At 68.5% G+C, this 22,893-nt stretch carries 21 protein-coding genes; 12 read left to right on the top strand and 9 right to left on the bottom strand.

Annotated features, from left to right (window positions below):
* Positions 1–57 precede the first annotated feature (57 nt).
* Positions 58–1,242 carry an adenylyltransferase/sulfurtransferase MoeZ gene (moeZ, locus tag GV790_RS01205; RefSeq protein ID WP_163809519.1) on the top strand — a complete coding sequence of 395 codons (1,185 nt, stop codon included), beginning with the start codon at positions 58–60 and terminating at the stop codon, positions 1,240–1,242.
* Between the two features lie 76 nt (positions 1,243–1,318).
* Positions 1,319–2,170, top strand: coding sequence for a TIGR02569 family protein (locus GV790_RS01210; protein ID WP_163809521.1), 852 nt, complete (start codon positions 1,319–1,321; stop codon positions 2,168–2,170).
* 112 nt (positions 2,171–2,282) lie between these two features.
* On the opposite strand, the gene GV790_RS01215 is transcribed toward GV790_RS01210, so the two are convergent.
* Together GV790_RS01215 and GV790_RS01220 are read right to left on the bottom strand one after the other, a co-directional pair.
* On the bottom strand, positions 2,283–3,758 hold the full coding sequence (locus tag GV790_RS01215) for an MFS transporter (RefSeq protein ID WP_163809523.1): 1,476 nt from the start codon (positions 3,756–3,758) through the stop codon (positions 2,283–2,285).
* A 214-nt stretch (positions 3,759–3,972) separates the two neighbouring features.
* The gene (locus GV790_RS01220) at positions 3,973–4,656 is read right to left on the bottom strand and encodes a FadR/GntR family transcriptional regulator (protein ID WP_163809524.1); all 684 of its coding nucleotides are present in this window, start codon (positions 4,654–4,656) and stop codon (positions 3,973–3,975) included.
* Positions 4,657–4,720: 64 nt separating this feature from the next.
* Between GV790_RS01220 and GV790_RS01225 the strand changes: the two genes are divergently transcribed.
* From GV790_RS01225 to GV790_RS01250, 6 genes are all read left to right on the top strand, one after another.
* The gene (locus GV790_RS01225; RefSeq protein ID WP_375139356.1) at positions 4,721–5,983 is read left to right on the top strand and encodes a CynX/NimT family MFS transporter; all 1,263 of its coding nucleotides are present in this window, start codon (positions 4,721–4,723) and stop codon (positions 5,981–5,983) included.
* 293 nt (positions 5,984–6,276) lie between these two features.
* Positions 6,277–7,752, top strand: coding sequence for a nitrate/nitrite transporter (locus tag GV790_RS01230; RefSeq protein WP_163809526.1), 1,476 nt, complete (start codon positions 6,277–6,279; stop codon positions 7,750–7,752).
* A 26-nt stretch (positions 7,753–7,778) separates the two neighbouring features.
* Entirely contained in the window at positions 7,779–10,328 is a 2,550-nt protein-coding gene (gene nirB, locus GV790_RS01235) for a nitrite reductase large subunit NirB (RefSeq protein WP_163809528.1), read from the top strand.
* 124 nt (positions 10,329–10,452) lie between these two features.
* Entirely contained in the window at positions 10,453–10,854 is a 402-nt protein-coding gene (gene nirD, locus GV790_RS01240; protein ID WP_163809530.1) for a nitrite reductase small subunit NirD, read from the top strand.
* Complete coding sequence (locus GV790_RS01245; protein ID WP_163809533.1) at positions 10,851–12,071, top strand: uroporphyrinogen-III synthase; 1,221 nt, start codon at positions 10,851–10,853, stop codon at positions 12,069–12,071. The genes nirD and GV790_RS01245 overlap by 4 nt, the downstream gene beginning before the upstream one ends.
* Complete coding sequence (locus GV790_RS01250; RefSeq protein WP_163809940.1) at positions 12,068–12,820, top strand: sirohydrochlorin chelatase; 753 nt, start codon at positions 12,068–12,070, stop codon at positions 12,818–12,820. Before GV790_RS01245 ends, GV790_RS01250 begins: the two co-directional genes overlap by 4 nt.
* Positions 12,821–12,974: 154 nt before the next feature.
* Here GV790_RS01250 and GV790_RS01255 read toward each other — a convergent pair whose 3' ends face one another.
* Entirely contained in the window at positions 12,975–13,364 is a 390-nt protein-coding gene (locus GV790_RS01255; protein WP_163809536.1) for an ArsR/SmtB family transcription factor, read from the bottom strand.
* 38 nt (positions 13,365–13,402) lie between these two features.
* Here GV790_RS01255 and GV790_RS01260 point away from each other — a divergent pair, with 38 nt between their 5' ends.
* Positions 13,403–14,776 carry an MFS transporter gene (locus GV790_RS01260; protein ID WP_163809537.1) on the top strand — a complete coding sequence of 458 codons (1,374 nt, stop codon included), beginning with the start codon at positions 13,403–13,405 and terminating at the stop codon, positions 14,774–14,776.
* Between the two features lie 164 nt (positions 14,777–14,940).
* Here the strand turns inward: GV790_RS01260 and GV790_RS01265 are convergent, their stop codons facing one another.
* A complete protein-coding gene (locus tag GV790_RS01265; protein ID WP_163809539.1) occupies positions 14,941–15,276 on the bottom strand; it encodes a TfoX/Sxy family protein in 336 nt (111 codons plus the stop codon).
* A gap of 79 nt (positions 15,277–15,355) precedes the next feature.
* Complete coding sequence (locus GV790_RS01270) at positions 15,356–15,811, bottom strand: VOC family protein (protein WP_163809541.1); 456 nt, start codon at positions 15,809–15,811, stop codon at positions 15,356–15,358.
* A gap of 172 nt (positions 15,812–15,983) precedes the next feature.
* On the opposite strand from GV790_RS01270, the gene GV790_RS01275 reads away from it, so the two are divergent.
* From GV790_RS01275 to GV790_RS01285, 3 genes are all read left to right on the top strand, one after another.
* Positions 15,984–16,343, top strand: coding sequence for a VOC family protein (locus GV790_RS01275; RefSeq protein ID WP_163809543.1), 360 nt, complete (start codon positions 15,984–15,986; stop codon positions 16,341–16,343).
* Between the two features lie 18 nt (positions 16,344–16,361).
* Positions 16,362–17,444, top strand: a complete 1,083-nt coding sequence (locus GV790_RS01280; protein WP_163809544.1) for a CapA family protein — start codon at positions 16,362–16,364, stop codon at positions 17,442–17,444.
* 162 nt (positions 17,445–17,606) lie between these two features.
* Entirely contained in the window at positions 17,607–18,245 is a 639-nt protein-coding gene (locus GV790_RS01285) for an NUDIX hydrolase (RefSeq protein WP_163809546.1), read from the top strand.
* Positions 18,246–18,257: 12 nt separating this feature from the next.
* Here the strand turns inward: GV790_RS01285 and GV790_RS01290 are convergent, their stop codons facing one another.
* The 4 genes from GV790_RS01290 to narH all read right to left on the bottom strand — a co-directional run bounded on the left by GV790_RS01290 (position 18,258) and on the right by narH (position 22,888).
* Entirely contained in the window at positions 18,258–19,259 is a 1,002-nt protein-coding gene (locus GV790_RS01290) for an alpha/beta hydrolase (RefSeq protein WP_163809547.1), read from the bottom strand.
* Between the two features lie 263 nt (positions 19,260–19,522).
* Positions 19,523–20,281, bottom strand: a complete 759-nt coding sequence (gene narI, locus GV790_RS01295) for a respiratory nitrate reductase subunit gamma (protein ID WP_163809548.1) — start codon at positions 20,279–20,281, stop codon at positions 19,523–19,525.
* A complete protein-coding gene (gene narJ, locus GV790_RS01300) occupies positions 20,278–20,958 on the bottom strand; it encodes a nitrate reductase molybdenum cofactor assembly chaperone (protein WP_163809549.1) in 681 nt (226 codons plus the stop codon). Before narJ ends, narI begins: the two co-directional genes overlap by 4 nt.
* 187 nt (positions 20,959–21,145) lie before the next feature.
* On the bottom strand, positions 21,146–22,888 hold the full coding sequence (gene narH, locus GV790_RS01305) for a nitrate reductase subunit beta (RefSeq protein WP_256672961.1): 1,743 nt from the start codon (positions 22,886–22,888) through the stop codon (positions 21,146–21,148).
* Positions 22,889–22,893: the final 5 nt, after the last annotated feature.

The raw sequence follows: 22,893 nt of genomic DNA on the forward strand, positions 1-22,893 counted from the left end.
CCGAGGTGTGCGCCCGACGCATCGTGACCGGCCCATTCGATTCGAGGAGTTCTGGACGTGTCATCACCGAAGTCCCTGCCGCCACTGGTCGAGCCGGCCGCGGAGCTGACCAGGGACGAGGTCGCCCGCTACAGCCGCCACCTGATCATTCCCGATGTGGGCGTGGACGGGCAGAAGCGGCTGAAGAATGCCAAGGTGCTGGTGATCGGCGCGGGTGGGCTCGGCTCGCCCGCTCTGCTGTACCTGGCCGCCGCCGGTGTCGGCACGCTCGGCATCGTCGAGTTCGACGAGGTCGACCTGTCCAACCTGCAACGCCAGGTCATCCACGGCGAATCCGATATCGGCCGTTCCAAGGCCGACAGCGCCCGTGATTCCATTCTGGAGATCAACTCCGGCATCGACGTGCGACTGCACAAGATCCGGCTGGAACCGGACAACGCCGTCGAGCTGTTCTCCGAATACGACCTGATCGTCGACGGCACCGACAACTTCGCCACCCGCTACCTGGTCAACGACGCCGCCGTCCTCGCGGGCAAGCCCTACGTGTGGGGCTCGATCTACCGCTTCGAGGGCCAGGTGTCGGTGTTCTGGGAGGACGCACCCGACGGCCGCGGCATCAACTACCGCGATCTCTACCCGGAGGCGCCGCCGCCGGGCATGGTGCCGTCCTGCGCCGAGGGCGGGGTGCTCGGTGTGCTGTGCGCATCCATCGGCTCGATCATGGTGACCGAGACGATCAAGCTGATCACCGGCATCGGCGACCCGCTGCTGGGCCGGCTGATGGTCTACGACGCACTGGATATGACCTACCGGACCATCAAGCTGCGCCGCGATCCGGAGCGTCAGCCGATCACCGAACTGATCGACTACGACGCGTTCTGCGGTGTGGTGAGCGAGGAAGGCCAGGCGGCCGCCGCCGGTTCGACCGTCACCGCGCGTGAGCTGAAGGAGATGCTCGACGCCGGCAAGGACGTCGCGATCATCGATGTGCGCGAGCCCGTCGAATGGGACATCGTGCGGATCGAGGGCGCGACGCTGATCCCGAAGGACCGCATCCTGTCCGGTGAGGCGCTGTCGGAACTGCCGCAGAATCGGCCGATCGTGCTGCACTGCAAGACCGGTATCCGGTCCGCGGAGGCGCTGGCCGCGCTCAAACGCGCGGGCTTCGCCGACGCCACCCATCTGCAGGGCGGTGTGATCGCCTGGGCGAACCAGGTCGACCCCTCACTCCCGGTGTACTGAGCGACCGCCCAGCGCATCGCCGGCAACCTCGGCGCGGCGCCCGTTTCGGGCGCGTCGCCGGGAGTACGGTACGGCCGTGACATCTGTGGAGCCTCCCGAGCATGTGCGAGCCACGTTCGGCCTGCGCGAGGTGACGCCGATTGCGCTGGGCGACTGGGAAGGCGGCTGGCGCCTCGGTGGCGTGGTGCTCAGCCCGGTCGCCGATCACGCACGGGCGGCCTGGTCGGCGAAGGTGCGCGAAACGCTGAAGGTCGACGGGCTGCGCCTGGCGCGGCCGGTGCGCGCCACCGACGGCCGCTACGTCGTCTCCGGCTGGCGGGCGGACACCTTCCTGGAAGGTATTCCGGAACCCCGGCACGACGAGGTGGTGTCGGTGTCGCTGCGGTTGCATGCCGCCACCGCGCATCTCGAGCGGCCGCGGTTCCTGGTGCAGCCGCCGGTGGCGCCGTGGATGGACGTCGACGTCTTCGTTGCCGCCGACCGCGCCGCCTGGGAGGCGGTGCCGCTGCGCAGCCTGCGCGCGGGCGGGGCGCTGCCGACGACGTCACCGGATGGCAGGCACAGCATGGAGTTGATCGGGCAGCTGGCCACCCTGCGTAAACCGGTGCACACGCCCGCGCAGCTGGTGCACGGCGACCTGTTCGGCACCGTATTGTTCTCCGGCGCCGACACTCCCGGGCTCAGCGACATCACCCCGTACTGGCGTCCGGCCGCGTGGGCCGCGGGTGTGGTCGTGGTGGACGCGCTGTCGTGGGGTGGTGCCGACGACGGCCTGTTGGAGCGCTGGTCGGATCTGCCGGAGTGGCCGCAGATGTTGTTGCGGGCGGTGATGTTCCGGCTCGCGGTGCACGCCTTGCATCCACGATCGACCCCGGAGGCCCTGCCCGGCCTGGCCCGCACCGCGGATATGGTGCGGTTCCTGCTCTGACTCGCTGCTGCGCCGGGTCGACTCCGCCCGCGCTGATTCGGCGCTCCCGGTCGACGCGCACCGGGTGCGGCGCCGCATCGACGACGCCACACCCGGTGCGGCCGAACCCATCTCAGACGTTCGCGTACGCCAGTGACGGAACCCGCGCCACCGCGAACGACGAGCGCAGGTAGAACCACCACGTCACGCCCGCCATCACCAGGAAGGCGATCGCATACGCCCAGAAGGCGGGCGACATGCTGCCGAAATTGATGTTGGACAGTCGAAGCGCCTGCTGCAGCAGGTATCCGCCGGAGGCGCCGATCGCCCCGATGACGCCGATCGCCGCACCCGCCTGCCGTTTTGCCGAGGCCGCCGCCTCGGCCGGATCGAGATCGTGCTCGGCGGCGTACTTGCGTGCCTCGGCGCTGAAGATCGACGGAATCATCCGGTAGGTGGAGCCGTTGCCGATGCCGGTGAGCACGAACAGCAGCAGGAACGAGATCAGGTACAGCGGAAAGCTCTTCAGCTCCAGCGCGGCCATGATCAACGCCACCGCGACGGCCATACCGCCGAACACCCCGAGGGTGATCTTGGCACCGCCGACCCGGTCGGAGATCCAGCCACCGAACGGCCTGCTGAACGAACCGACCAGGGCGCCGAGGAAGGCGAGATTGCCGAGGGTGGTGATCCAGCCGATATTCGCCAGGTTCGGGAAGTTGGCCTTGATCAGCGTGGGGAAGGCGAAGGAGAAGCCGATGAACGAGCCGAAGGTGCCGATGTAGAGCAGCGACATCACCCAGGTGTGCGGATTGGTCAGCGCGAGCCGATAGGACCGGCCGTCGGACTTCGCGGTGCGCAGGCTGTCCATGCAGCGCACCGCGCCGACGGTAGCGATCAGGATGAACGGCACCCACACCAGCACCGCGAGGGTGATGCCGAGCCGGTAGCCGGCCGGGTCCTTCGCGGTCAGATGCGTGCCGAGGGTGATCAGCAGCGGCAGGATCAGCTGGGTCTGCGCGACGCCGAGATTGCCGCCCGCGGCGTTGATGCCGAGGGCCGCACCCTTTTTCCCTTCCGGGAAGAAGAAGGAGATATTGGCCATCGAGGACGAGAAGTTGCCGCCACCCACGCCCGCGAGCGCCGCCAGCAACAGGAACACCCACATCGGGGTCTCGGGCTGATTGACGAAGTAGGCCAGTCCGAGGGTTGGCAGCAACAGCATCGCCGCGCTGAACGCGGTGAAGGCGCGGCCGCCGAAGCGGGGGATGGCGAAGGTGTAGGGGATGCGCAGGGCCGCACCGACCAGCGTCGGGGTGGAGGTGAGCAGCAGGGCGTTGCTCACCGCGACCGGATCGCCCTTGCCGAGCCCGGCCAGGAAGCCGAATCCGGCCGCGCCCATGCTGGTGACGACCGACCCCCAGATGACCCAGACGCTGAATCCGAGGTTCTCGGCGAACACCGAGAAGGCGAGATTCTTGCGGGCCGTGCGCGCCCCGCCGGATTCCCAGAACTCGGGGTCGTCGGGTTCCCAGCTGTCGATCCAGCGTCCGCGCCTCTGGTAGCTGAACGACGGTGTGTGACTGCCGGTGTCGATTGTCGCGGTCATCGGCTCCCTCTCGATCGCACTGCGACCGCTCCCTCATCGTGGCAGCGCTGCCTCATCGCAGCGCCGTGGTGCCCTGACCGGTTCGTCGCGAGCCGTCGGGTGCCTGAGCGGTCGAATCACAAGGTAGGAGCCGGTTGTTGCGCTCACGTGGCGCGCAGTGACGATCGCGGCACATCCGCCTCACCGGTGATCAGGCACACCGGTGACGGGTTGGTTACTCGGCCTCGCTGCCCGGTGCCGGATACTCGGCGAGCAGGGATCCGAGGAAGCAGCGAGCGGCCTGCGCGGCGCGTTCGGGATTGCCGTCGATGACGGCCTGGACCAGTTCGCGATGTTCGGCGTCGTAGGAATCGCCGTATTTCGAGGTGCGCGAGCGGATGCCCGCCTCGATCACCGGCAGCAGCGAATCGTAGAACTCCAGGTACACCGCGTTGTGGCTGGCGACGACGATGGCGCGGTGCAGTTGCACGTCGGCCTCGATGGCCGCGGGGTTGTCCTCGTCCCAGGACTTGCTGCGTTCTTCCAGCAGCCGCCGCATGGTGGCGATATCGGTCTCGTCGCGGCGCTGCGCGGCGAGGGCGGCCGCGGTGGTGTCCAGTGCTTGGCGCAGTTCCAGGATGTCGCGTTCCTGGGCGTCGGCGAAGTACTTGGCCAGCGCGCCGCTGACTTCGGAGTTGGCGATCACGTAGGTGCCCGAACCCTGACGCCGTTCGAGCATCCCGGCATGGACGAGCGCCTGCACCGCCTCGCGCAGCGTATTTCGCCCGGTGCCGGTGAGTTCGGCGAGTTCGGGCTCGGTGGGTATGCGTGAGCCGATCGGCCAACGGCCCGAGCGTATTTCGGCCCGGAGCTGTTCGGTGACCTGCGCGATGAGACTGGTGCGGCGGACGGGTTGCACCGCAACAGGGTACCGCTCGTCACATCGGCTTGCTCCCGTCATCCGGTCATCCTATGATTTCTCGGTGACCGCAACCCTGCCCGAAACCACCAGCAGCCCCGCAGGCTCGTCGACGGCCGAGCGCCGTCGTGCGCTGACCGAGGGCAGGCTGCTCGTACTCGCGGCGATCATCATGTCGGCGCTGGTGCTGCGCGTCGCGGTCACCGCCTTCACCCCGCTGGCCGAGGAGATCGGCCACGAGATCGGGTACGGCACCGCCGTCGTCGGCGTCTTCGGCATGATCCCCACCCTGATGTTCTCCCTGTCCGGGCTGCTGACGCCGGTCATGGTGCGCAGGCTCGGCCTGGAACGCACCGCGCTGGTCGCCATGCTGATGGCCGGTCTCGGCATGCTCATCCGGGTGTTCGTCTCCGGCACCGCGGAACTGTTCGTCTTCTCGGCGCTGGCCCTCGGCGGTATGGGCGTCGGCAATGTGGTGATCCCGCCGCTGGTCAAGCGGTACTTCCCGGACCGGCTCGCGATCGTCAGCGCGCTCTACATCACCATGGTGCAGATCGGCACCGTGCTGCCGGCCCTGGTGGCGGTGCCGGTCGCCGAAGCGCACGGCTGGCGGATCTCGCTCGGCATGTGGGCGCTGCTCGGCTTCGCGGCTGCCGTCCCGTGGTTGGGGGTGCTGCGCGATCGGCGCGGCCGCGACAAGGTCGACACCACCGCCCTGCCCGCGGGCAAGGCCGCGACCGGCAAGGCGTGGCGCTCGCCGGTGGCCTGGGGCATGGCCGGCATGTTCGGCATGACCTCGCTGACCACCTATTCGATGTTCACCTGGCTGCCGACGATCTTCGCCGACGCCGGCGCGAGCGCGGCCTTCGGCGGCACCATGGTCGCGTTGTTCGCGGTGGTCGGGCTGGTCGCCGCCCTGACAGCGCCCACCGTCGCGGCCCGGATGGCCAACCCGTTCCCCGTGGTGATCGGCTGCGCGGTGTGTTTCTTCGTCGCCTTCACCGGTCTGCTGATCGCGCCGATGAGCGCGCCGATCCTGTGGGTGATCGTGCTCGGGCTTGGCCCGAGCACCTTCCCGATGGCGCTGACGCTGATCAACCTGCGTACCCGCACCCCGGCCGGTTCGGCCTCGCTGTCGGGCTTCACCCAGGGCGTCGGCTACGCGGTGGCCTGTGCCGGTCCGGTGCTGTTCGGCATGCTGCACACCGCCACCGGCGGCTGGGCCGCGCCGTTCGCCTTCCTCGGGGTGGCCGTGCTGGTGTTGCTGACCGGTGCCTGGCAGGCGTGCAAGCCGCGCATGCTCGAGGACACCTGGTCGGCTCGCTGAACGAGCTCCCGGCGCCGCCGCTGATAACCCGGCGGCGCGCCGGATGCCGGCGCGCTGATTCGTAGGACTTGCGGCCGAGCGTGACGCAGGTCATGCTGACAGGCGACCTCACCGCGCCGGAGCGCGCGAGCAGGCGTTCGGACACCTGCGGAAACCGTTGCGTCACATGCCGGAAACATCTCACCCACATTTCCCGTGCAGCGTGAGCAACCGTTGATTTGACGGTCATTTTCCGCAGCATTTCGGCAATACCCGTTTCCTACCGTTGGGCCAACCGATTTTGGGAGGCCCTGTTGTTGAGCACGCTGACGCGTAACCGCAACCTCGAGCATTGGGATGCCGAGGATGTCGCGGCCTGGGAAGCAGGCGGCAAGGACATCGCCAAGCGCAATCTGATCTGGTCGGTGGTCGCCGAGCACATCGGCTTCTCGGTCTGGTCGATCTGGTCGGTGATGGTGCTGTTCATGCCCGCCGACGAGTTCGGCATCGACCCGGCGGGCAAGTTCTTCCTCGCGGCGGTGCCGACCCTGGTCGGCGGTTTGCTCCGGATCCCCTACACCGTGGCCACCGCCCGCTTCGGCGGCCGCAACTGGACCATTTTCAGCGCGTTCATGCTGCTCATCCCGACGTTGCTGACGTTGTACTTCATCAATCAGCCCGGCACCTCCTACACCACCTTCGTGATCGTGGCGGCGTTCGCCGGCTTCGGCGGCGGCAACTTCGCCTCCTCGATGACCAATATCAACGCCTTCTACCCGCAGCGGCTCAAGGGCTGGGCGCTCGGTCTGAACGCGGCGGGCGGCAATATCGGCGTCCCGGTCATCCAGCTGCTCGGGCTGCTGGTGCTCGCCACCCTCGGTGACGGCTACGGCTCGCTGATCTGCGCGATCTACCTGGTGCTCGTGGCACTGTCCGGTCTGGGCGCCGCGCTGTTCATGGACAACCTGAAGAACCAGAAGGCCGACCTGTCCTACATGGTGAAGGCGCTGAGGGTGCCGCAGTCCTGGGCCATCGCCTTTCTCTACATCGGCACCTTCGGTTCGTTCATCGGTTACAGCTTCGCCTTCGGCCAGATCCTGCAGATCAGCTTCAAGGCGGGCGGCGACACCGTCGCGCAGGCCGCGGTGCACGCCGCGTCGATCGCCTTCATCGGCCCGCTGCTCGGCTCGCTGGCCCGCCCGTACGGCGGCAAACTGGCCGACCGGATCGGCGGAAGCAAGGTCACCATCGTCGTCTTCGGCGCGATGATGGCCGCCGCCCTCGTCGTCGGCCTGGCGAGCACGAGGGCCGACAGCAACGGTGGCGTGGCGACCGGCGGGGTGATGACGGTGATGGTGATCGGTTTCATCGCGCTGTTCGTGCTCTCCGGCTTCGGCAACGGCGCCGTCACCAAGATCATCCCGTCGGTGTTCGACGCGAAGTCCAAGAGCCTGGACGCGAGCCCCGCCGAGCAGGCCGCCTGGTCGCAGAACACCTCGGGTGCGTTGATCGGTTTCGTCGGCGCCATCGGTGCGCTCGGCGGAGTCGGCATCAACCTGGTGCTGCGCTCGTCGTATTCGTCCACGCAGTCCGCTACCACCGCCTTCTGGGTGTTCATGGGCTTCTACGTCGCCTGTGCCCTCGTCACCTGGGCGGTGTTCTTGCGCAGGCCGAGCCTGCGGGTCCGCGATTCCGGCACCGACGTCGTGGTCGAGGCCGAGGCCCTGGTTCTGGAAGCCGAGGCCGCCAACTCCACCACCCGGTCCACCAACTCGTCGGCTCGCGCCTGACACCGATCATCCACGGAGGGACAGTCATGAATTCGACAGTCGAACCCACTCAGCGCAAGACCGTGGTGGTCGCAGGCCATGGCATGGTCGGGCACCGGTTCGTGGAGGCGCTGCGCTCCCGCGACGAGGCAGGCCAGTGGCAGGTCGTGATCCTCAGCGAGGAGAAGCTGGCCGCCTACGACCGCGTCGGGCTCTCGTCCTACGTGGGCAACTGGGACGCCAGTGCGCTCGCCCTGCCCGGCAACGAGTACGCCGGCGACGAGCTGGTGGAGCTGCGGCTGGGCCAGCGCGCCGAATCCATCGACCGTGCCGCCCGCAAGATCACCACCTCGACCGGTGAGACCATCGGCTACGACGCGCTGGTGCTGGCCACCGGCTCCTACGCCTTCGTGCCGCCGGTGCCCGGCCACGACAGCGACGGCTGCTTCGTCTACCGCACCCTCGACGACCTCGACGGCATCCGGGACACCGCCGCTGCGGCCGGGCCGGGCGCGCACGGTGTGGTCGTCGGCGGTGGCCTGCTGGGTCTGGAGGCGGCCAATGCGCTGCGCCTGCTCGGCATGACCCCGCACGTCGTCGAATTCGCCGACCGGTTGATGCCCGCCCAGGTCGACGCGGGCGGCGCCGCCATCCTGGAGAAGCTGGTCTCGGATCTGGGCCTGCATGTGCACACCGGCGTCGGCACCTCCTCGATCGAGACGGTCGAGGGCGCGGGCCCGGCGACCAAGCTCAAGGTGACCCTGTCCGACGACAGCACCATCGACGCCGCGATGGTGGTGTTCTCCGCCGGTATCCGTCCGCGCGACGAGATCGCCCGCGAGGCCGGCCTCGAGGTGGGCCCGCGCGGCGGCATCATCACCGACCTGGGAATGCAGACCTCGGACCCGAACATCTACGCCGTCGGTGAATGCGCCGCCGTCGAGGGTGTCTGCTACGGCCTGGTCGCGCCCGGCTACACCACCGCCGAGATCGTGGCCGATCGGCTGCTCGGCGGGGCGGGGGAGTTCCCCGGCGCGGATATGTCCACCAAGTTGAAGCTGCTCGGTGTCGACGTCGCCAGTTTCGGTGACGCGCACGGCACCACCGAGGGCGCGCTGTCGGTGGTGTTGCACGATGCCGCCAAGGGCACCTACGCCAAGCTGGTCATCTCCGACGACGCGCAGACCCTGCTCGGCGGCATCCTGGTCGGTGACGCCTCGCAGTACGCGGCGCTGCGCCCGCTGGTCGGGCGTCCGCTGCCCGCCGAGCCCGCCGCGCTGATCTCCCCGGCCGGTGCCGAACTCGGCGCCGACGCCCTGCCCGACGACGCGCAGATCTGTTCCTGCAACAACGTCAGCAAGGGTGCGATCTGCGGGGCCATCGCCGAGGGCGCCTGCGATATCGCCGGGGTCAAGAGCTGCACCAACGCCGGCACCTCCTGCGGTGGCTGTGTGCCGATGATCAAGAAGCTGCTCGAGCAGTCCGGCGTGGAGATGTCGAAGGCGCTGTGCGAGCACTTCGAGCAGTCGCGCGCCGAGCTGTTCGACATCGTCCAGGTCACCGGTATCCGCACCTTCTCCGAGCTGATCGGCAAGTACGGCAAGGGCACCGGCTGCGATATCTGCAAGCCCACCGTGGCCTCCATCCTGGCCTCCACCTCGAGCGATCACATCCTCGACGGCGAGCAGGCCGCACTCCAGGACACCAACGACCACTTCCTGGCCAACCTGCAGAAGAACGGCACCTACTCGGTGGTGCCGCGGATGCCCGGTGGTGAGGTCACCGCCGAGCAGCTGATCGTGATCGGTGAGGTGGCCAAGGAATTCGACCTCTACGTGAAGGTCACCGGCGGGCAGCGCATCGACCTGTTCGGCGCGCGGGTGGACCAGCTGCCGCTGATCTGGAAGCGGCTGGTCGACGCGGGCATGGAATCCGGCCACGCGTACGGCAAGTCGCTGCGCACGGTCAAGAGCTGCGTCGGTTCCACCTGGTGCCGCTACGGTCAGCAGGATTCGGTCGGCATGGCCGTGCTGCTGGAGAAGCGCTACCGCGGTCTGCGCTCGCCGCACAAGCTCAAGCTCGCGGTGTCCGGTTGCGCCCGGGAGTGCGCGGAGGCGCGCGGCAAGGACGTCGGCGTGATCGCCACCGAGAACGGCTGGAACCTCTACGTCGGCGGTAACGGCGGCCTCACGCCCAAGCACGCCGTGCTGCTGGCGGGTGAGCTCGACGACGAGACGCTGATCAAGTACATCGACCGCTACCTGATGTTCTACATCCGCACCGCCGACCGGTTGCAGCGCACCGCGCCGTGGCAGGAATCGCTGGAAGGCGGCATCGAGTACGTCAAGCAGGTGGTCTGCGAGGACAGCCTCGGTATCGCCGCCGACCTGGAAGCGGCCATGGCCAAGCACGTGGAGGGCTACCGCGACGAGTGGGCGGCGGTGCTCGAGGACGAGGACAAGCTCTCGCGCTTCGTGTCCTTCGTCAACGCACCAGAAGAGGCCGACCCGACGATCTCGTTCGACGACAGCGGCGAGCGCAAGGTGCCGGTCCTGCTCGGCCTGCCCGACATGCCAGGAGTCGGCAGCCGCGCCTGACCGGCAGCGGGCGTGCGCTCGGGATCTCGGTCCCGCCGCAACTGCTACGCCCGGGAAATGACTGCTTAACCGCGAGGAAACAGGGCGCCGGTACCAATGGGTAAGGCGTTTGGAGGAGAACCCGATGACCGTGATCGAAACCACCGGCATTGCCCCGGCCACCACCGGATGGACCCAGGCCTGCCGTCTCGACTACCTGATCCCAGGCCGCGGCGTTGCGGTGTTGCTGAAGGGCGGCCGCCAAGCCGCACTGTTCCTGCATTCGGACGGCGCGGTGTACGCCGTCGGCAATATCGATCCGTTCGGCCGGGCCGCGGTGATGTCGCGCGGCATCATCGGCGACCGCGGTGGCGTGCCCGTGGTGGCTTCGCCGCTGCTCAAGCAGGCGTTTTCGCTGATCGACGGGCATTGCCTCGACGACGAGTCGGTGTCGCTGCCGGTCTACCGGGTTCGCGTCGACGACGGCATCGTCTCGGTGTCGAACGAACCCGTCGTGGGCGGTACGGACTCGGACGGATCGGCATGACGACTCTCGACGCGGGCGCGTCGCTCGCGGGCTTCACCGTCGGCATCACGGCCGCACGACGTTCCGAGGAGTTCGCCACCCTGCTCACCCGGCGCGGCGCGACCATCGTGTCCGCGCCGGCCATCCGCATCATCCCGCTGGCCGACGACACCGAACTAGAACGGGTCACCCGTCAGCTGGTCGACGATCCGCCGCAGATCACCGTGGCCACCACCGGCATCGGTTTCCGCGGCTGGATGGAGGCCGCCGAAGGCTGGGGGCTGGCCGAACGGCTGCGCGACACCCTGGCGAGCACCAGGGTGGTGGCCCGTGGCCCGAAGGCCAAGGGCGCCATCCGCGCAGCCGAACTGCGCGAGGAATGGTCGCCTGCCTCGGAGTCCTCGGCCGAGGTGCTCGATCACCTGCTGGCCGAGGGTGTGGAAGGCGTGCGGATCGCGGTGCAGCTGCACGGCGCGACCACCGAATGGGAGCCGGTTCCCGATTTCTGTGAGGTGCTGCGCTGCGCGGGCGCCGATGTGGTGCCGGTGCCGGTCTACCGCTGGACGCCGCCCGACGACCAGGGCCCGATGGATCAGCTGATCGAGGCCGTCGTCACCTCTAGCCTGGACTGCGTCACGTTCACCAGCGCGCCCGCCGTGGCGTCGATGTTGATGCGCGCCAAGGAAACCGGGATGATCGAGGGCCTGCTGCACGCCCTGCGCGGCCGGGTGCTCGCCGCCTGCGTCGGACCGATCACCGCGGCTCCGCTCGAGGAGCTCGGGGTGCCGACGTCGATGCCCGCCCGGGCCCGGCTCGGGGCGCTCGCCCGCCACGTCGCCGAGGAATTGCCCCGGCGCGCCAACCGGATTCACGCCGCCGGGCACACCATCAGCGTGCGCGGCGGCTGCGTGGTCGTCGACGGCGTGGTGCGTCAGCTCGCACCTGCGCCGATGTCGCTGATGCGTTCGCTGGCACGGCAGCCCGGCCGGGTCGTCTCCCGGGAGGACCTGCTGGCGGCCCTGCCCGGTGGCGGTGACGACACCCACGCCGTGGAGACGGCGATCGCGCGCCTGCGTGCGGGCCTCGGCACGCCGAAGGCCATTCAGACCGTGGTCAAACGCGGTTACCGACTGGCGCTCGACCCGGCCGAATGTACCGACAACAACCCACGTCCCGTGGTGCCCGGAGTCGGAACGCCGACCCGGGCACCACGCTTTGCTCAGGCGGTCACATGGTGAGCGCGCCCGCCCTGGTGCTGGTCGCGCACGGCACCCGAAGCACCAAGGGCGTGCAGATGATCGCGAGCCTGGCCGAGGCGGTCGCGCGCGAGCTCGACCGCCCGGCCCTGGACGGCATCGACGAATTCGGCGTGCCCCGCGTGCGCACCGCGTTCGTCGACGTCCTCGGCCCCTCGCCCTCGGAGGTCCTGCGCGATCTGGACGACCGCGCGGAAACCGTTCCGGCCGTGGTGGTTCCGGCGTTCCTGGCGTCGGGCTACCACGTCTACCAGGACGTGCCCCGCGAGATCGCCGAGAGCGCCCACCCGGCCGTCGCGGTGACCCCGGCCATGGGCCCCGACCCGGCCCTGGCCAGGATCATGCACCTGCGCTTGCGCGCGGCCGGTTGGCGTCCCGGCGACGCGGTGGTCTTCGCCGCCGCCGGCTCCTCCGACGCCCGCGCCCGCCAGGACGTCCGCCGAGCCGCCGGCATGCTCGCCGAAAACCTCGGCAGCCCGGTCCGCATCGCCTACGTCGCCACCGGCGCACCTCGCGTGCCCGAGGTCGTCGCGGACCTGCGCGAGAACGGCGCACAGCGCGTCTTCATCGCCTCCTACCTGCTGGCCCACGGCCTGTTCCATCAGCGCCTGCACGATGCCGGTGCGGATGGCGTCGCCGAACCGATCGGCGTCCATCCGGCGGTGGTGCGGTTGATTGCCGACCGGTATCGGGCGGCGGCCAGGGAATTGGTGCAGACCCGGGTTCGGTGAACGGGCGGACCGCTGTTTGAATTCGTGGGGCCGGCACGACTCGTCGAGCTGATGCGCCGGGACGTCGAACCGTCCGGTGTCGCAGCGCTATACGGCGGCCGGGTGGCGCTGATCGGGGGCCTGTCACAGTCCCCTTGCCTGACCGCCGTTCACGTCACCCGTCGACTACTCGATGCGTAATCGACGGCACCTCCGGATCCGCCCGATGGTGTGGCGGCACCCCGGGCCCCGCGTGCTCCGCGTTGTGGATCGCGTCGATCACCAACTGCCGGACGTGGGCGTTCTCGATGCTGTAGTAGACCGTCGTTCCCGAGCGGCGGGTGCGGACGAGGCGGGCCATGCGGAGTTTGGCCAGGTGCTGGGAGACCGAAGCGGCAGGCTTCTCGACGTACTCGGCGAGTTCGTTGACAGACCTTTCGCCGCTGGTCAGGGCCCAGAGGACGCGGATTCGGGTGCCGTCGGCGAGCATGCGGAAGATCTCGACGACGAGGTCGAGTTCGTCGTCGGGAATACGGGGCGGCAGTTCCTTGCTATCTGCATCCATACGTAGATAATAAACATCGTAGGAAGCAGGAGCGCCCGATGATCACCTCGTTGTTCGCCAACCGCGACTATCTGCGGCTGTTCACTGCCCAGGTGACCGCCCTGTTCGGTACCGGTCTCACCACGGTGGCGCTCGGTCTGCTCGCCTACGAACTCGCCGGCGCCGATGCGGCGGCGGTGCTGGGTATCGCGCTCACCATCAAGATGCTGGTCTATGTGACGGTGGCGCCGATCGTGGGCGCTTATGCCGACCGGTTGCCGCGCCGGACGTTCCTCGTCGGACTGCACGTGATCCGCGCGCTGGTGGTCCTGGCGCTGCCGTTCATCGATCAGATCTGGCAGATCTACGTCCTGATCGCGGTGTTGCAAACCGCCTCGGCCGCCTACACCCCGACCTACCAGGCGATCATTCCCGACATCCTGCCCGATGAGCGCCAGTACACCCGTGCGCTGTCGGCCGCGCAGCTGGCCGCGACGATGGAGACGCTACTCAGCCCGATGCTCGCCGCGGCGGCGCTGGCGCTGGTGAGCTTCCACTGGCTGTTCGTCGGAACCGCGATCGGCTTCGTGGTCTCGGCTCTGCTGGTGATCGCGACCCGGATACCCGAGGCGGGCAGCGCAGGCGACAGTTCGTTCCTCGAGCGGATCTCGGTGGGCATGCGCATCTTCGCCGCCACTCCGCGGCTGCGCGGGCTGCTCGGCCTGAACCTGGTCGTCGCCGCGGCGGGCTCGGTCGTCATGGTCAACACCGTCAACTACGTGCGCGACACGCTCGGCGGCACCCAGTCGGGTGTGGCCATGTTGCTGGCCGCCAACGGGTTCGGCACCATGCTCGTCGCGCTGACGTTGCCCCGCATCCTCGATCGGGTCGGCGCCCGGCCCGTCATGCTCATCGGCGCGGCCGCCCTGCTCGCGGGCCTCGGAGCGGCGATCGCCCTGTCGATGGCTGCCGGAGGCGAATGGCGTTGGGGCGCAGTGCTCGCGGTATGGGCGTTGATCGGCGCGGGTACTGCCGCGGTACTGACCCCGACCGGCCAGGTGTTGCGGCGTTCGTCGCGGCCGGCCGATCGCCCGGCCCTGTTCGCCGCCCAGTTCTCGCTCTCCCACGTGGCCTGGCTGCTCACCTACCCGATCACCGGATGGCTCAGCACCACAGCCGGTTTCACCCTCACCTGGGTCACGCTGGCCGTGTTCGCCGCCGCCGGGCTCGCCGTGGCACTGCGCGCCTGGCCGCGGCACGATCCGGCGGTGATCACCCACCTGCACGAGGTGGGCACCATCGACCCGGCCCGGCTGGCCGACGCCATCCAGGTGAGCGAGCGGCTGTACCAGCACACGCACGAGTTCGTCATCGATGCCGAACATCCGCGCTGGCCGAGCCGGTCCGGTCGCGAACTCGCCCTCGCCGGTTGAGAACGAACCGCACGGCCCCGAACCCTCGCAGTCACAACGGCGTTCCGGTCACCGGGCACAGCGAGTGCCGGGTAGGCTGAGCGCCGGGCTCCGAGGGGGCGGGGCCCGGTCAGGCGGCCCGGGCGTTCGCCGAGAATCTGCGCGCCCGCGTCGAAACCGCCTGATCAATCCTTGGGAGGTAGCGAACGTGCGAATTCGACGCCCCGGTCCACCCATTCGCGTAGACGGGCCTCGTCCTCGACGTGTGTCGCCGCCACCCGCACCCAGCCCGTCATCTCCCGGGAACCCATCACCGCCTGCTGGACGGCGTCATCGTCGATGAGCTGCTCGCCGAGTTCGGACCCGACCCGGACCAGCAGGCCGCCCTTCCCGCTGACGGCCAGCGCCATATTGCCGCCGACCAGGAAGGACAGACCACCGAACATCTTGCGTTCGGCGACCGTGGGGCCCGGCTCGATGAGGTCGCGGATGCGCTCGGCCAATTCCTCGTCGTATGCCATGGGACACAGTGTGGACCCGGGCACCGACACATCCCGGACCCGATCGGATTCGGGGCCGGGATTCGCCGGAACGCCGGAATCAGGCCCGGTCGTAGGCGTCCTGCAAGGCCCGCGCGTCGATCTTGGACATGGTGCGCAGGGCCGTCCCAACGGCGATGGTCTTGGCCGGATCGTCGCCGCCCATGAGCTTGGGCAGCACCGATGGCACCACCTGCCACGACAGCCCGTAGCGGTCGGTGAGCCAGCCACACGGGCCCGGCTCGCCGCCCTCGGTGAGGGCATCCCACAGCCGGTCGACCTCGTCCTGGGTGTCGACGACGATCTGCAATGACGCCGCGTCGCTGTGTGGATGTCCCGGTCCGCCGTTCATCAAGGTGACCGCGTGCCCGCCGAGATCGAGGGTGACGGTGAAGGCCGCCCCGCCGTCGGTGCGGGTGACCTCCACGACCCGCGAATTCGGCACGACCGACGCGTAGAACTCGCCCGCCTGCTCGGCCGCGTTGTCGAACCACAGGAAGGTGTTGACGCTGGACATGATGTTCTCCTCTGCTCGGGTGTGACGTGCTGTCATCCCGTAGTCGGAGCCGACTCGACCTCCTCGACACATCTCGGTCGATTCTCGAAGAATTTTTTCGTTCGGCTCCGCTGCAGGTCGGCGAGGTGCGCAAACGACCACGACCGCACACCCGCGCTGATAGCGTTTCGACATGATCACCGGTGCGCATTCCATCCTCTACGCGAGCGATGCCGAGGCCGCGCGCGCGTTCTTCCGTGACGTCCTCGGCTTGGCGCATGTGGATGCCGGGCACGGTTGGCTGATCTTCAAGTCGCCGCCCGCCGAGCTCGCCGTGCATCCCACCGGGCCGGCCGGGGGTGGTCGCAGCGAGATGTATCTGATGTGCGACGACCTCGCGTCCACGATCGCCGAGCTGCGCGCCAAGGGCGTCGAGGTGGCCGACGAGGTCGAGGAAGCCGGATGGGGCCGCGTCACCCGGTTGACCGTGCCCGGCGCGGGCGAGATCGGCCTCTACGAGCCGCTGCACCCCACCGCCTACGACCTGGATTGATCTGCTGCGGGAGGCGCCATGCCGGTCACGGTGCTGCTGGGAGGTGACGTCATGCTCGGCCGTGGCGTCGACCAGATCCTGCCGCGACCCGGCCGGCCCGAGCTGCGCGAGTCCTGGGTGCGCGACGCCAGGCAGTACGTCGCCGCCGCCGAGCGGGTCAACGGCCCCATTCCACGACCCGTCGCCGCCGACTGGCCGTGGGGTGCGGTGCCGCAGATCCTCGACGAGCTCGCACCCGACATCCGAATTCTCAATCTGGAAACCGCGATCACCGCCGACGGCAGCTTCGAGCCGGACAAGGGCATTCACTACCGGATGCATCCGGGCAATATCGCGGCCCTCGCCGCGATCGCGCCCGACGCCTGCGCGCTCGCCAACAACCACGCCCTCGATTTCGGACGGCAGGGCCTGCTCGACACCCTCGAGGCCTTAGCGCGGACGCGGATCCGGGCGGTGGGCGCGGGCCGGGACCTGGCGGCCGCCCGGGCTCCGGCGATCCTGCCGCTGGCGCAGGGACGCCGCGCGCTGGTCGTGTCGGTGGGTGCCCGATCCAGCGGGGTGCCCGCATCGTGGGCGGCCGGCCCGCACCGGCCGGGCCTGTGGTGGATCGAGCATCCCGGCGCGCGCAGCGCCGAGGAGATCGCCGGCGAGCTCTCGGCCCATCGGCGACCCGGTGACGTGCCGATCGTGTCGGTGCACTGGGGGCCGAACTGGGGCTACGGAATCAGCAGGAGCGAACAGGAATTCGCGCACCGCTTGATCCGTGCGGGCGTCGACATCGTGCACGGACATTCGGCGCACCATCCGCGGCCGATCGAGGTGTACCGCGGCAAACCGATTCTGTACGGGTGCGGAGACGTCATCGATGACTACGAGGGCATCGGCGGTCACGAGACGTACCGCCCGGATCTGCGCCTGCTGTACCTGGTCACCGTCGGCGGCGAGCCCACGGTGCGGATGCTGCCGTTGTCCGTGCGACGGATGCGGTTGCGGCGCGCCGGCGGCGTTCAGGCGCGCTGGTTGCGGGATCGGCTCGCCGATATCAGTGCCCGGTTCGGGACGCGGGTCCATCTCGATGCGGACGATCTGCTGACGATCTGAGCGGTGCGGGGAGCGGGCGCGGTGGGGTCCCATCCAGCGAACGTCCGGGTGCTCGCGCCGACACGAACGGCGTTATCGTCGGATGAATACCGGCCGACCAGGATGCCGACAGCATCCGCACTGGTGCGGCCGGAGTGGCTCGAACGACGGTGAGGTGCGTTGATGTCCGACGGCAGTGTGACACAGTGGGCGGCCCAGCCCGATGGCGACACCAGAACCGCACTGGCCGACGCGCTGAGCCTTTTCCCCCGCCGAGCCGTCGAGCCGGATGGTCACAAGCCCGCCGCGGTGGCCATCGCCGTCGTGACGTCGTCGGAAGGCCCGGGGATCTGGCTGACCGAACGGGCACCAACGCTGCGGGCTCATGCCGGCCAGTTCGCGTTGCCCGGCGGCCGCTTGGACGCCGGTGAGGACGCGATCGCGGCGGCCCTGCGCGAACTGCACGAGGAACTCGGTGTCGAACTGCAACGATCCGACGTGCTCGGATTGCTCGACGACTACCCGACCAGATCCGGCTACATCATGACGCCGGTGGTCGTGTGGGTGGGTGCCGATCCTGGTGTGCTGCCGAATCCCGCCGAAGTGGCCATCGTGCACCGCATCTCGTTCACCGAACTGGATGTGGCGCCCGAGTTCGGCCGCATCCCCGGGTCCGAGCGGCCGCTGATCCGATTGCCGTTGCTCGGCGGTCACCTGCACGCTCCGACGGCGGCGATCATGTATCAGTTCCGTGAGGTGGCGCTGCATCGCAGGCATACCAGGGTCGATCACATCGAACAGCCCCGCTTCGCCTGGGAATGACGCGACGAACTCCTACACCCCGAGCGCGGGGGCGAACACCGACCACGACTGGTGCATATCGTCCTGCCAGTACTCCCACGCGTGCGTACCGTGGCGCAGGTTGACCGTCGCCGGAATGCGCTGCGCGGCGAGGCTGTCCACGAGCGGGCGGGTGCAGCCGTTGACGAAGGTTTCCATCGCACCGCCGACGAGCATGCGATCGGCCAGTTTGATCGGGTTGCCGTTGATATCGGGCGAGGCCAGGGTTTCGTGCACGCCCGGGCCGCCGTTACCGGAGGAGACATAGACCGCGAGCCCGCGCAAGCGATCCAGATGCAGCATGGGGTCGTGCTCGGCCCACGCCGGATGTCCGGGCGGACCCCACATATTGGCGGCATTGGCGCCGAACACGCCGAGCTGAGTGAACACGGTGGCCACTGCCATCGGATCACTGGTGCGGGTACAACCGCTGAACGCGCCGACAGCCTGGTAGAGACCCGGTGAACGAATCGCGAGGTTCAGCGCCGAGGTAGCCGACATCGACAGTCCCGCAACGGCATTGCGCCCCGAGGTCTGGAAGCGCTCGGCCAGCAGCGGTGGCAGCTCCCGGCTCAGGAACGTCTCCCACTGATTGCGGCCGAGCACCGGATCGTCGGCCAGCCAGTCGGTGTAGTAACTGGCCCGCCCACTCATCGGCACCACCACATTGACGTGCTTGTCCGAGAAGAACTGCGCCACATCGGTGCGCCGCGTCCACGGCCCGCCGTCTTCCCCGCCGTCCACCGCGTTCAGCAGATACAACGTCGGGGCGCCCGCACCCGGATGCGACATCCACAAGGTGATCGGCCGATTCATGGCCGCCGAATGGACCACCACTTCCAGCTGGCGCCCACCCAGTGGACGCACCGACAGGATCGCCGATTCACCGGGCGCGGCGGCCGCCGGAGCCGGGAATATCACCGCCACCACTGCGGTCGGTAACAGAAGCGCGCCGAGCGCGAGAAGGACCACCAGGCATCGCGGAAGCCGGTACATGACTGGTGTTGTATCACGCGGTCCCGGCGCGTCGGCCGCAATGACGGGCGTGTTCGCGGGGGCGGCTGTGCCGAGCCCGCGCACTGTGATGTTCAGCCGTGGAACAGCTGCTCGACGTCATCGACCACCACTGACTGGTCGAGCCATCGGTACAGGGTGTCCCGGTCATCGCAGGATTCGATTCGGTGGGCCACCTCGGTCGGATCTAGAAGCGGTAGCCCAGTGCGCGACCTCGTAAACGGAAGAGGCTGCGTTGGCCGGCTCTACCGCCACCGCTCCGGCGTGACCGGTGAATCCCAGGCCCGCGAGTACCGGCGCTTGTCCGGCGCGGCGATTTCCTTGCTCCGATACACCACATACGGCCGCACCAGGTAACCGATCGGCGCGCTGAACATGTGGACCAGGCGGGTGTAGGGCCACAGGAAGACCAGGGTGAGGACGACGAGGCCGTGCAGCTGGAACGGCCAGGGGGTGTCGACCATCAGTTCGGGCTGGGGGTTGAGGGTGAACAGGCTGCGGAACCAGGGGGAGACGGTTTCGCGGTAGTTGTAGGTGCCGAAGAGCAGGTTCGCGCCCCAGGTGTTCATCAGGCCGGTGACCAGGGCGGCGGTGAGCAGGGCGTACATGAGTTTGTCGTTACCGGTGGTGGCCTTGCGGACCGCGGTGACGGTGAAACGGCGGTAGAGCAGGATGCCGACGCCGGCCAGCACCGACAGGCCCGCCACCGAGCCCGCGCCGACCGCGATCAGATGGTAGGTGTGCTCGCTGATGCCGACAGCCTCGGTCCACGATTCGGGAATCAGTACACCGAGCACATGCCCGCCGAACACGCCGACCATGCCGAAGTGGAACAGCGGGCTGCCCAGCCGCAGCAGGCGGCTCTCGTACACCTGCGACGACCGCGTGGTCCAGCCGAATTGGTCGTTGCGGTAGCGCCAGATGTGACCGAGCACGAACGAGGTGAAGGCGATGTAGGGCAGGATCAGCCACAGTTCGGTCGGCAGGTGCAGTGGTGCGTTCATCGTCGGCCTTCGGCTTGTTCGAACATCGTGGGATCCATGGCGAAGGGGTCGAGCCCGACCTCTTCTTCCGGCGGGCCCTGGGCGGCGAGTTCGGCGATCTTGCGCCGATCGGCGGTGGTCAGTGGCGGCAGCGTAGCGACGACGGCCGCCAGCACCCCCGCATACGGGGAACCGCTGTCCGACAACGACAGTCGCAGCAGCTCCAGCACCGGCACGTGCTCGCCGAGCAGGCGCTCACCGCCGATCGGGTCGACGGTGGCCGCGAATTCCAGCAGCACCGGCAGATGGTCGGGCAGTTCCTCGTCACCGAGTTCGACCCCGGCGTGCCGGTAGGCGTGCTTGAACCGCAGCAGCGCCATCCCGCGTTTACGCGTGTCGCCGTAGGCGTAGAAGGTCAGGTGCAGGCTGGCGCGGCGGCGCATATCGAAGGTTTCGACATACTGGGCGGCCAGTTCCAGCGGGGGAGTGGTCCGCAGATGCAGCACCACGGCCTCGAGCGGGGACCGCACGGCGTTGGGCAGCTGCGCCACCGCTTCGGCCAGCTGGTCGAGCACCTTGAAAGTGTCCGCGCTCGGGTAGTCGAGCAGGAGCGCGGCGGTCCGCCACACCAGTCGCCTATCTCGATCACTCAGGGCGACAACCGGTTCTGGTCGCCGCCGGATCTTCAGCAGCGCCATGGTGAGCCTCCCATTGTGCGAGTCCGCGCCGTCCGGGCGGGCACGGCCGTATGTGCCCGAGCCCCTGCAGACAGTGAGTCGAGCGGGCCGCGCCCCGCCCCGGCGACGACGATGGCCCGGCCCGGCGCCGACAGGATCGCTACGGCCGGACGGGCGTTCACCGGGTAGTCACAGGACTGCCTGCCGGTCATGGCCGCCCGCCCGTCGCGCTACCCGCGGTGTCGGCGAGTTCGTCGCCCGCGGTGCCGTCGACCGCATGGCCGTTCGTTCCGTTGCCCGCGGCTGCGTTCCCTGCGTGACCGTTGCCGGCCGCACCGCTGCCGTTACCGGAGCCCCCGCTCCCGTTCGCACTCGGCAGCAAGCCCGAGGTGCTCTTCCCATCCCAGTTCAGCAGATTGATCCGCCCCGACTTCTCTTCGGGTGCGGCCTGATTGGTGTCGGTGAGGCTGAACTTCTCCACCATCTGGTCGAACGCGGTCATACCCGGCCCGCCGTCGGTGTCGAGCGAGCAGCCGGTGGCCAGCGAATCCAGTTCGTGCGCCTTGGACGTCGCGCCCTGCGGGATGACGTAGCGGTGCTCGTATTTGGCGATGGCCAGCAGCCGGTACATGGCCTCGATCTCTTTCGGCTCCAACCGCACCGAGGGTGCGATCGAGGGGTCGGGCTCCATGCCGAGGTTCACCGACCGCATGAACGAGCGCATGGCCGCCAGCCGCTGCAAAGAAGCGCGCACCGGGCCGATCTCACCGGCGGTGAACAGTTCGGCCAGGTACTCCACCGGGATCCGCAGCGCGTCGATGGCGCCGAACAGGTTGCCCGCGTCCTCGGCGTCGTGCCCGGTCTCCGAGAGCACGTCCACCACCGGCGACAGCGGCGGCACGTACCAGACCATCGGCATGGTGCGGTATTCCGGATGTAGCGGCAGCGCGATCTGGTAATCGACGATCAGCTTGTAGACCGGCGAATCCTGCGCGGCCTGAATCCAATCCGGCGAGATACCGGCCCGTTCGGCCTCGGCGATCACCCGCGGGTCGTGGGGATTGAGGAACACCCCGAGCTGCGACGGGTAGAGGTCCTTGGTGTCGGTGACCGAGGCGGCCTCGAGCACGGCATCGGCGTCGTAGAGCATCACGCCGATGTAGCGCAGCCGCCCGACGCAGGTCTCCGAGCACACCGTCGGAATGCCGACCTCGACGCGCGGGTAGCAGAAGGTGCATTTCTCGGCTTTGCCGGTCTTGTGGTTGAAGTAGATCTTCTTGTAGGGGCAGCCGGTGATGCACTGGCGCCAGCCACGGCATTTGTCCTGGTCGACCAGCACGATGCCGTCCTCGGCGCGCTTGTAGATCGCACCGGACGGGCACGAGGCGGCACACGAAGGATTCAGGCAGTGCTCGCAGATGCGCGGCAGGTAGAACATGAAGGTCTCTTCGAACTCCAGTTTCACCTTGTTCTCGAGCTTGTCGAGCAGCGGATCCTTACCGACCTGCTCAGGACCCGAACCCAGGTCGTCGTCCCAGTTGGCGCCCCAGGTGACCTTGGTGTCCTCGCCGGTGATCAGCGATTTCGGCCGCGCCACCGGCGTGGTGTCGGTGGGCGGGGAGGACAGCAGGTTGTCGTAGTCGTAGCTCCACGGCTCGTAGTAGTCCTCCACCGTGGGCAGGTCCGGGTTGGCGAAGATGTTGAGCAGCCGCTTCATCCGCGAACCGGACTTCAGGGTCAGCTTGCCGCGCTTGTTCAGCGCCCAGCCGCCCTTCCATTTCTCCTGGTCCTGATATTGCCGGGGATAGCCCTGACCGGGCCGGGTCTCCACATTGTTGAACCAGACGTACTCGGTGCCACCGCGATTGGTCCAGGCCTGCTTGCAGGTGACCGAACAGGTGTGGCAGCCGATGCATTTGTCGAGGTTCATGACCATCGCCAGCTGTGCCATGACGC

It is taken from the genome of Nocardia cyriacigeorgica, from assembly GCF_010858045.1.
In the GTDB taxonomy this organism is placed as follows: Bacteria; Actinomycetota; Actinomycetes; order Mycobacteriales; family Mycobacteriaceae; genus Nocardia; species Nocardia cyriacigeorgica_E.

What these genes read in the sequence shown, in the direction of transcription:
- GV790_RS01215 (WP_163809523.1), bottom strand. Translation starts at nt 3,758, where the DNA reads ATGACCGCGACAATCGACACCGGCAGTCACACACCGTCGTTCAGCTAC.
- nirB (WP_163809528.1), top strand. Translation starts at nt 7,779, where the DNA reads ATGAATTCGACAGTCGAACCCACTCAGCGCAAGACCGTGGTGGTCGCA.
- nirD (WP_163809530.1), top strand. Translation starts at nt 10,453, where the DNA reads ATGACCGTGATCGAAACCACCGGCATTGCCCCGGCCACCACCGGATGG.
- GV790_RS01245 (WP_163809533.1), top strand. Translation starts at nt 10,851, where the DNA reads ATGACGACTCTCGACGCGGGCGCGTCGCTCGCGGGCTTCACCGTCGGC.
- GV790_RS01255 (WP_163809536.1), bottom strand. Translation starts at nt 13,364, where the DNA reads ATGGATGCAGATAGCAAGGAACTGCCGCCCCGTATTCCCGACGACGAA.
- GV790_RS01260 (WP_163809537.1), top strand. Translation starts at nt 13,403, where the DNA reads ATGATCACCTCGTTGTTCGCCAACCGCGACTATCTGCGGCTGTTCACT.
- GV790_RS01265 (WP_163809539.1), bottom strand. Translation starts at nt 15,276, where the DNA reads ATGGCATACGACGAGGAATTGGCCGAGCGCATCCGCGACCTCATCGAG.
- GV790_RS01270 (WP_163809541.1), bottom strand. Translation starts at nt 15,811, where the DNA reads ATGTCCAGCGTCAACACCTTCCTGTGGTTCGACAACGCGGCCGAGCAG.
- GV790_RS01275 (WP_163809543.1), top strand. Translation starts at nt 15,984, where the DNA reads ATGATCACCGGTGCGCATTCCATCCTCTACGCGAGCGATGCCGAGGCC.
- GV790_RS01280 (WP_163809544.1), top strand. Translation starts at nt 16,362, where the DNA reads ATGCCGGTCACGGTGCTGCTGGGAGGTGACGTCATGCTCGGCCGTGGC.
- GV790_RS01285 (WP_163809546.1), top strand. Translation starts at nt 17,607, where the DNA reads ATGTCCGACGGCAGTGTGACACAGTGGGCGGCCCAGCCCGATGGCGAC.
- GV790_RS01290 (WP_163809547.1), bottom strand. Translation starts at nt 19,259, where the DNA reads ATGTACCGGCTTCCGCGATGCCTGGTGGTCCTTCTCGCGCTCGGCGCG.
- narI (WP_163809548.1), bottom strand. Translation starts at nt 20,281, where the DNA reads ATGAACGCACCACTGCACCTGCCGACCGAACTGTGGCTGATCCTGCCC.
- narJ (WP_163809549.1), bottom strand. Translation starts at nt 20,958, where the DNA reads ATGGCGCTGCTGAAGATCCGGCGGCGACCAGAACCGGTTGTCGCCCTG.
- narH (WP_256672961.1), bottom strand. Translation starts at nt 22,888, where the DNA reads ATGGCACAGCTGGCGATGGTCATGAACCTCGACAAATGCATCGGCTGC.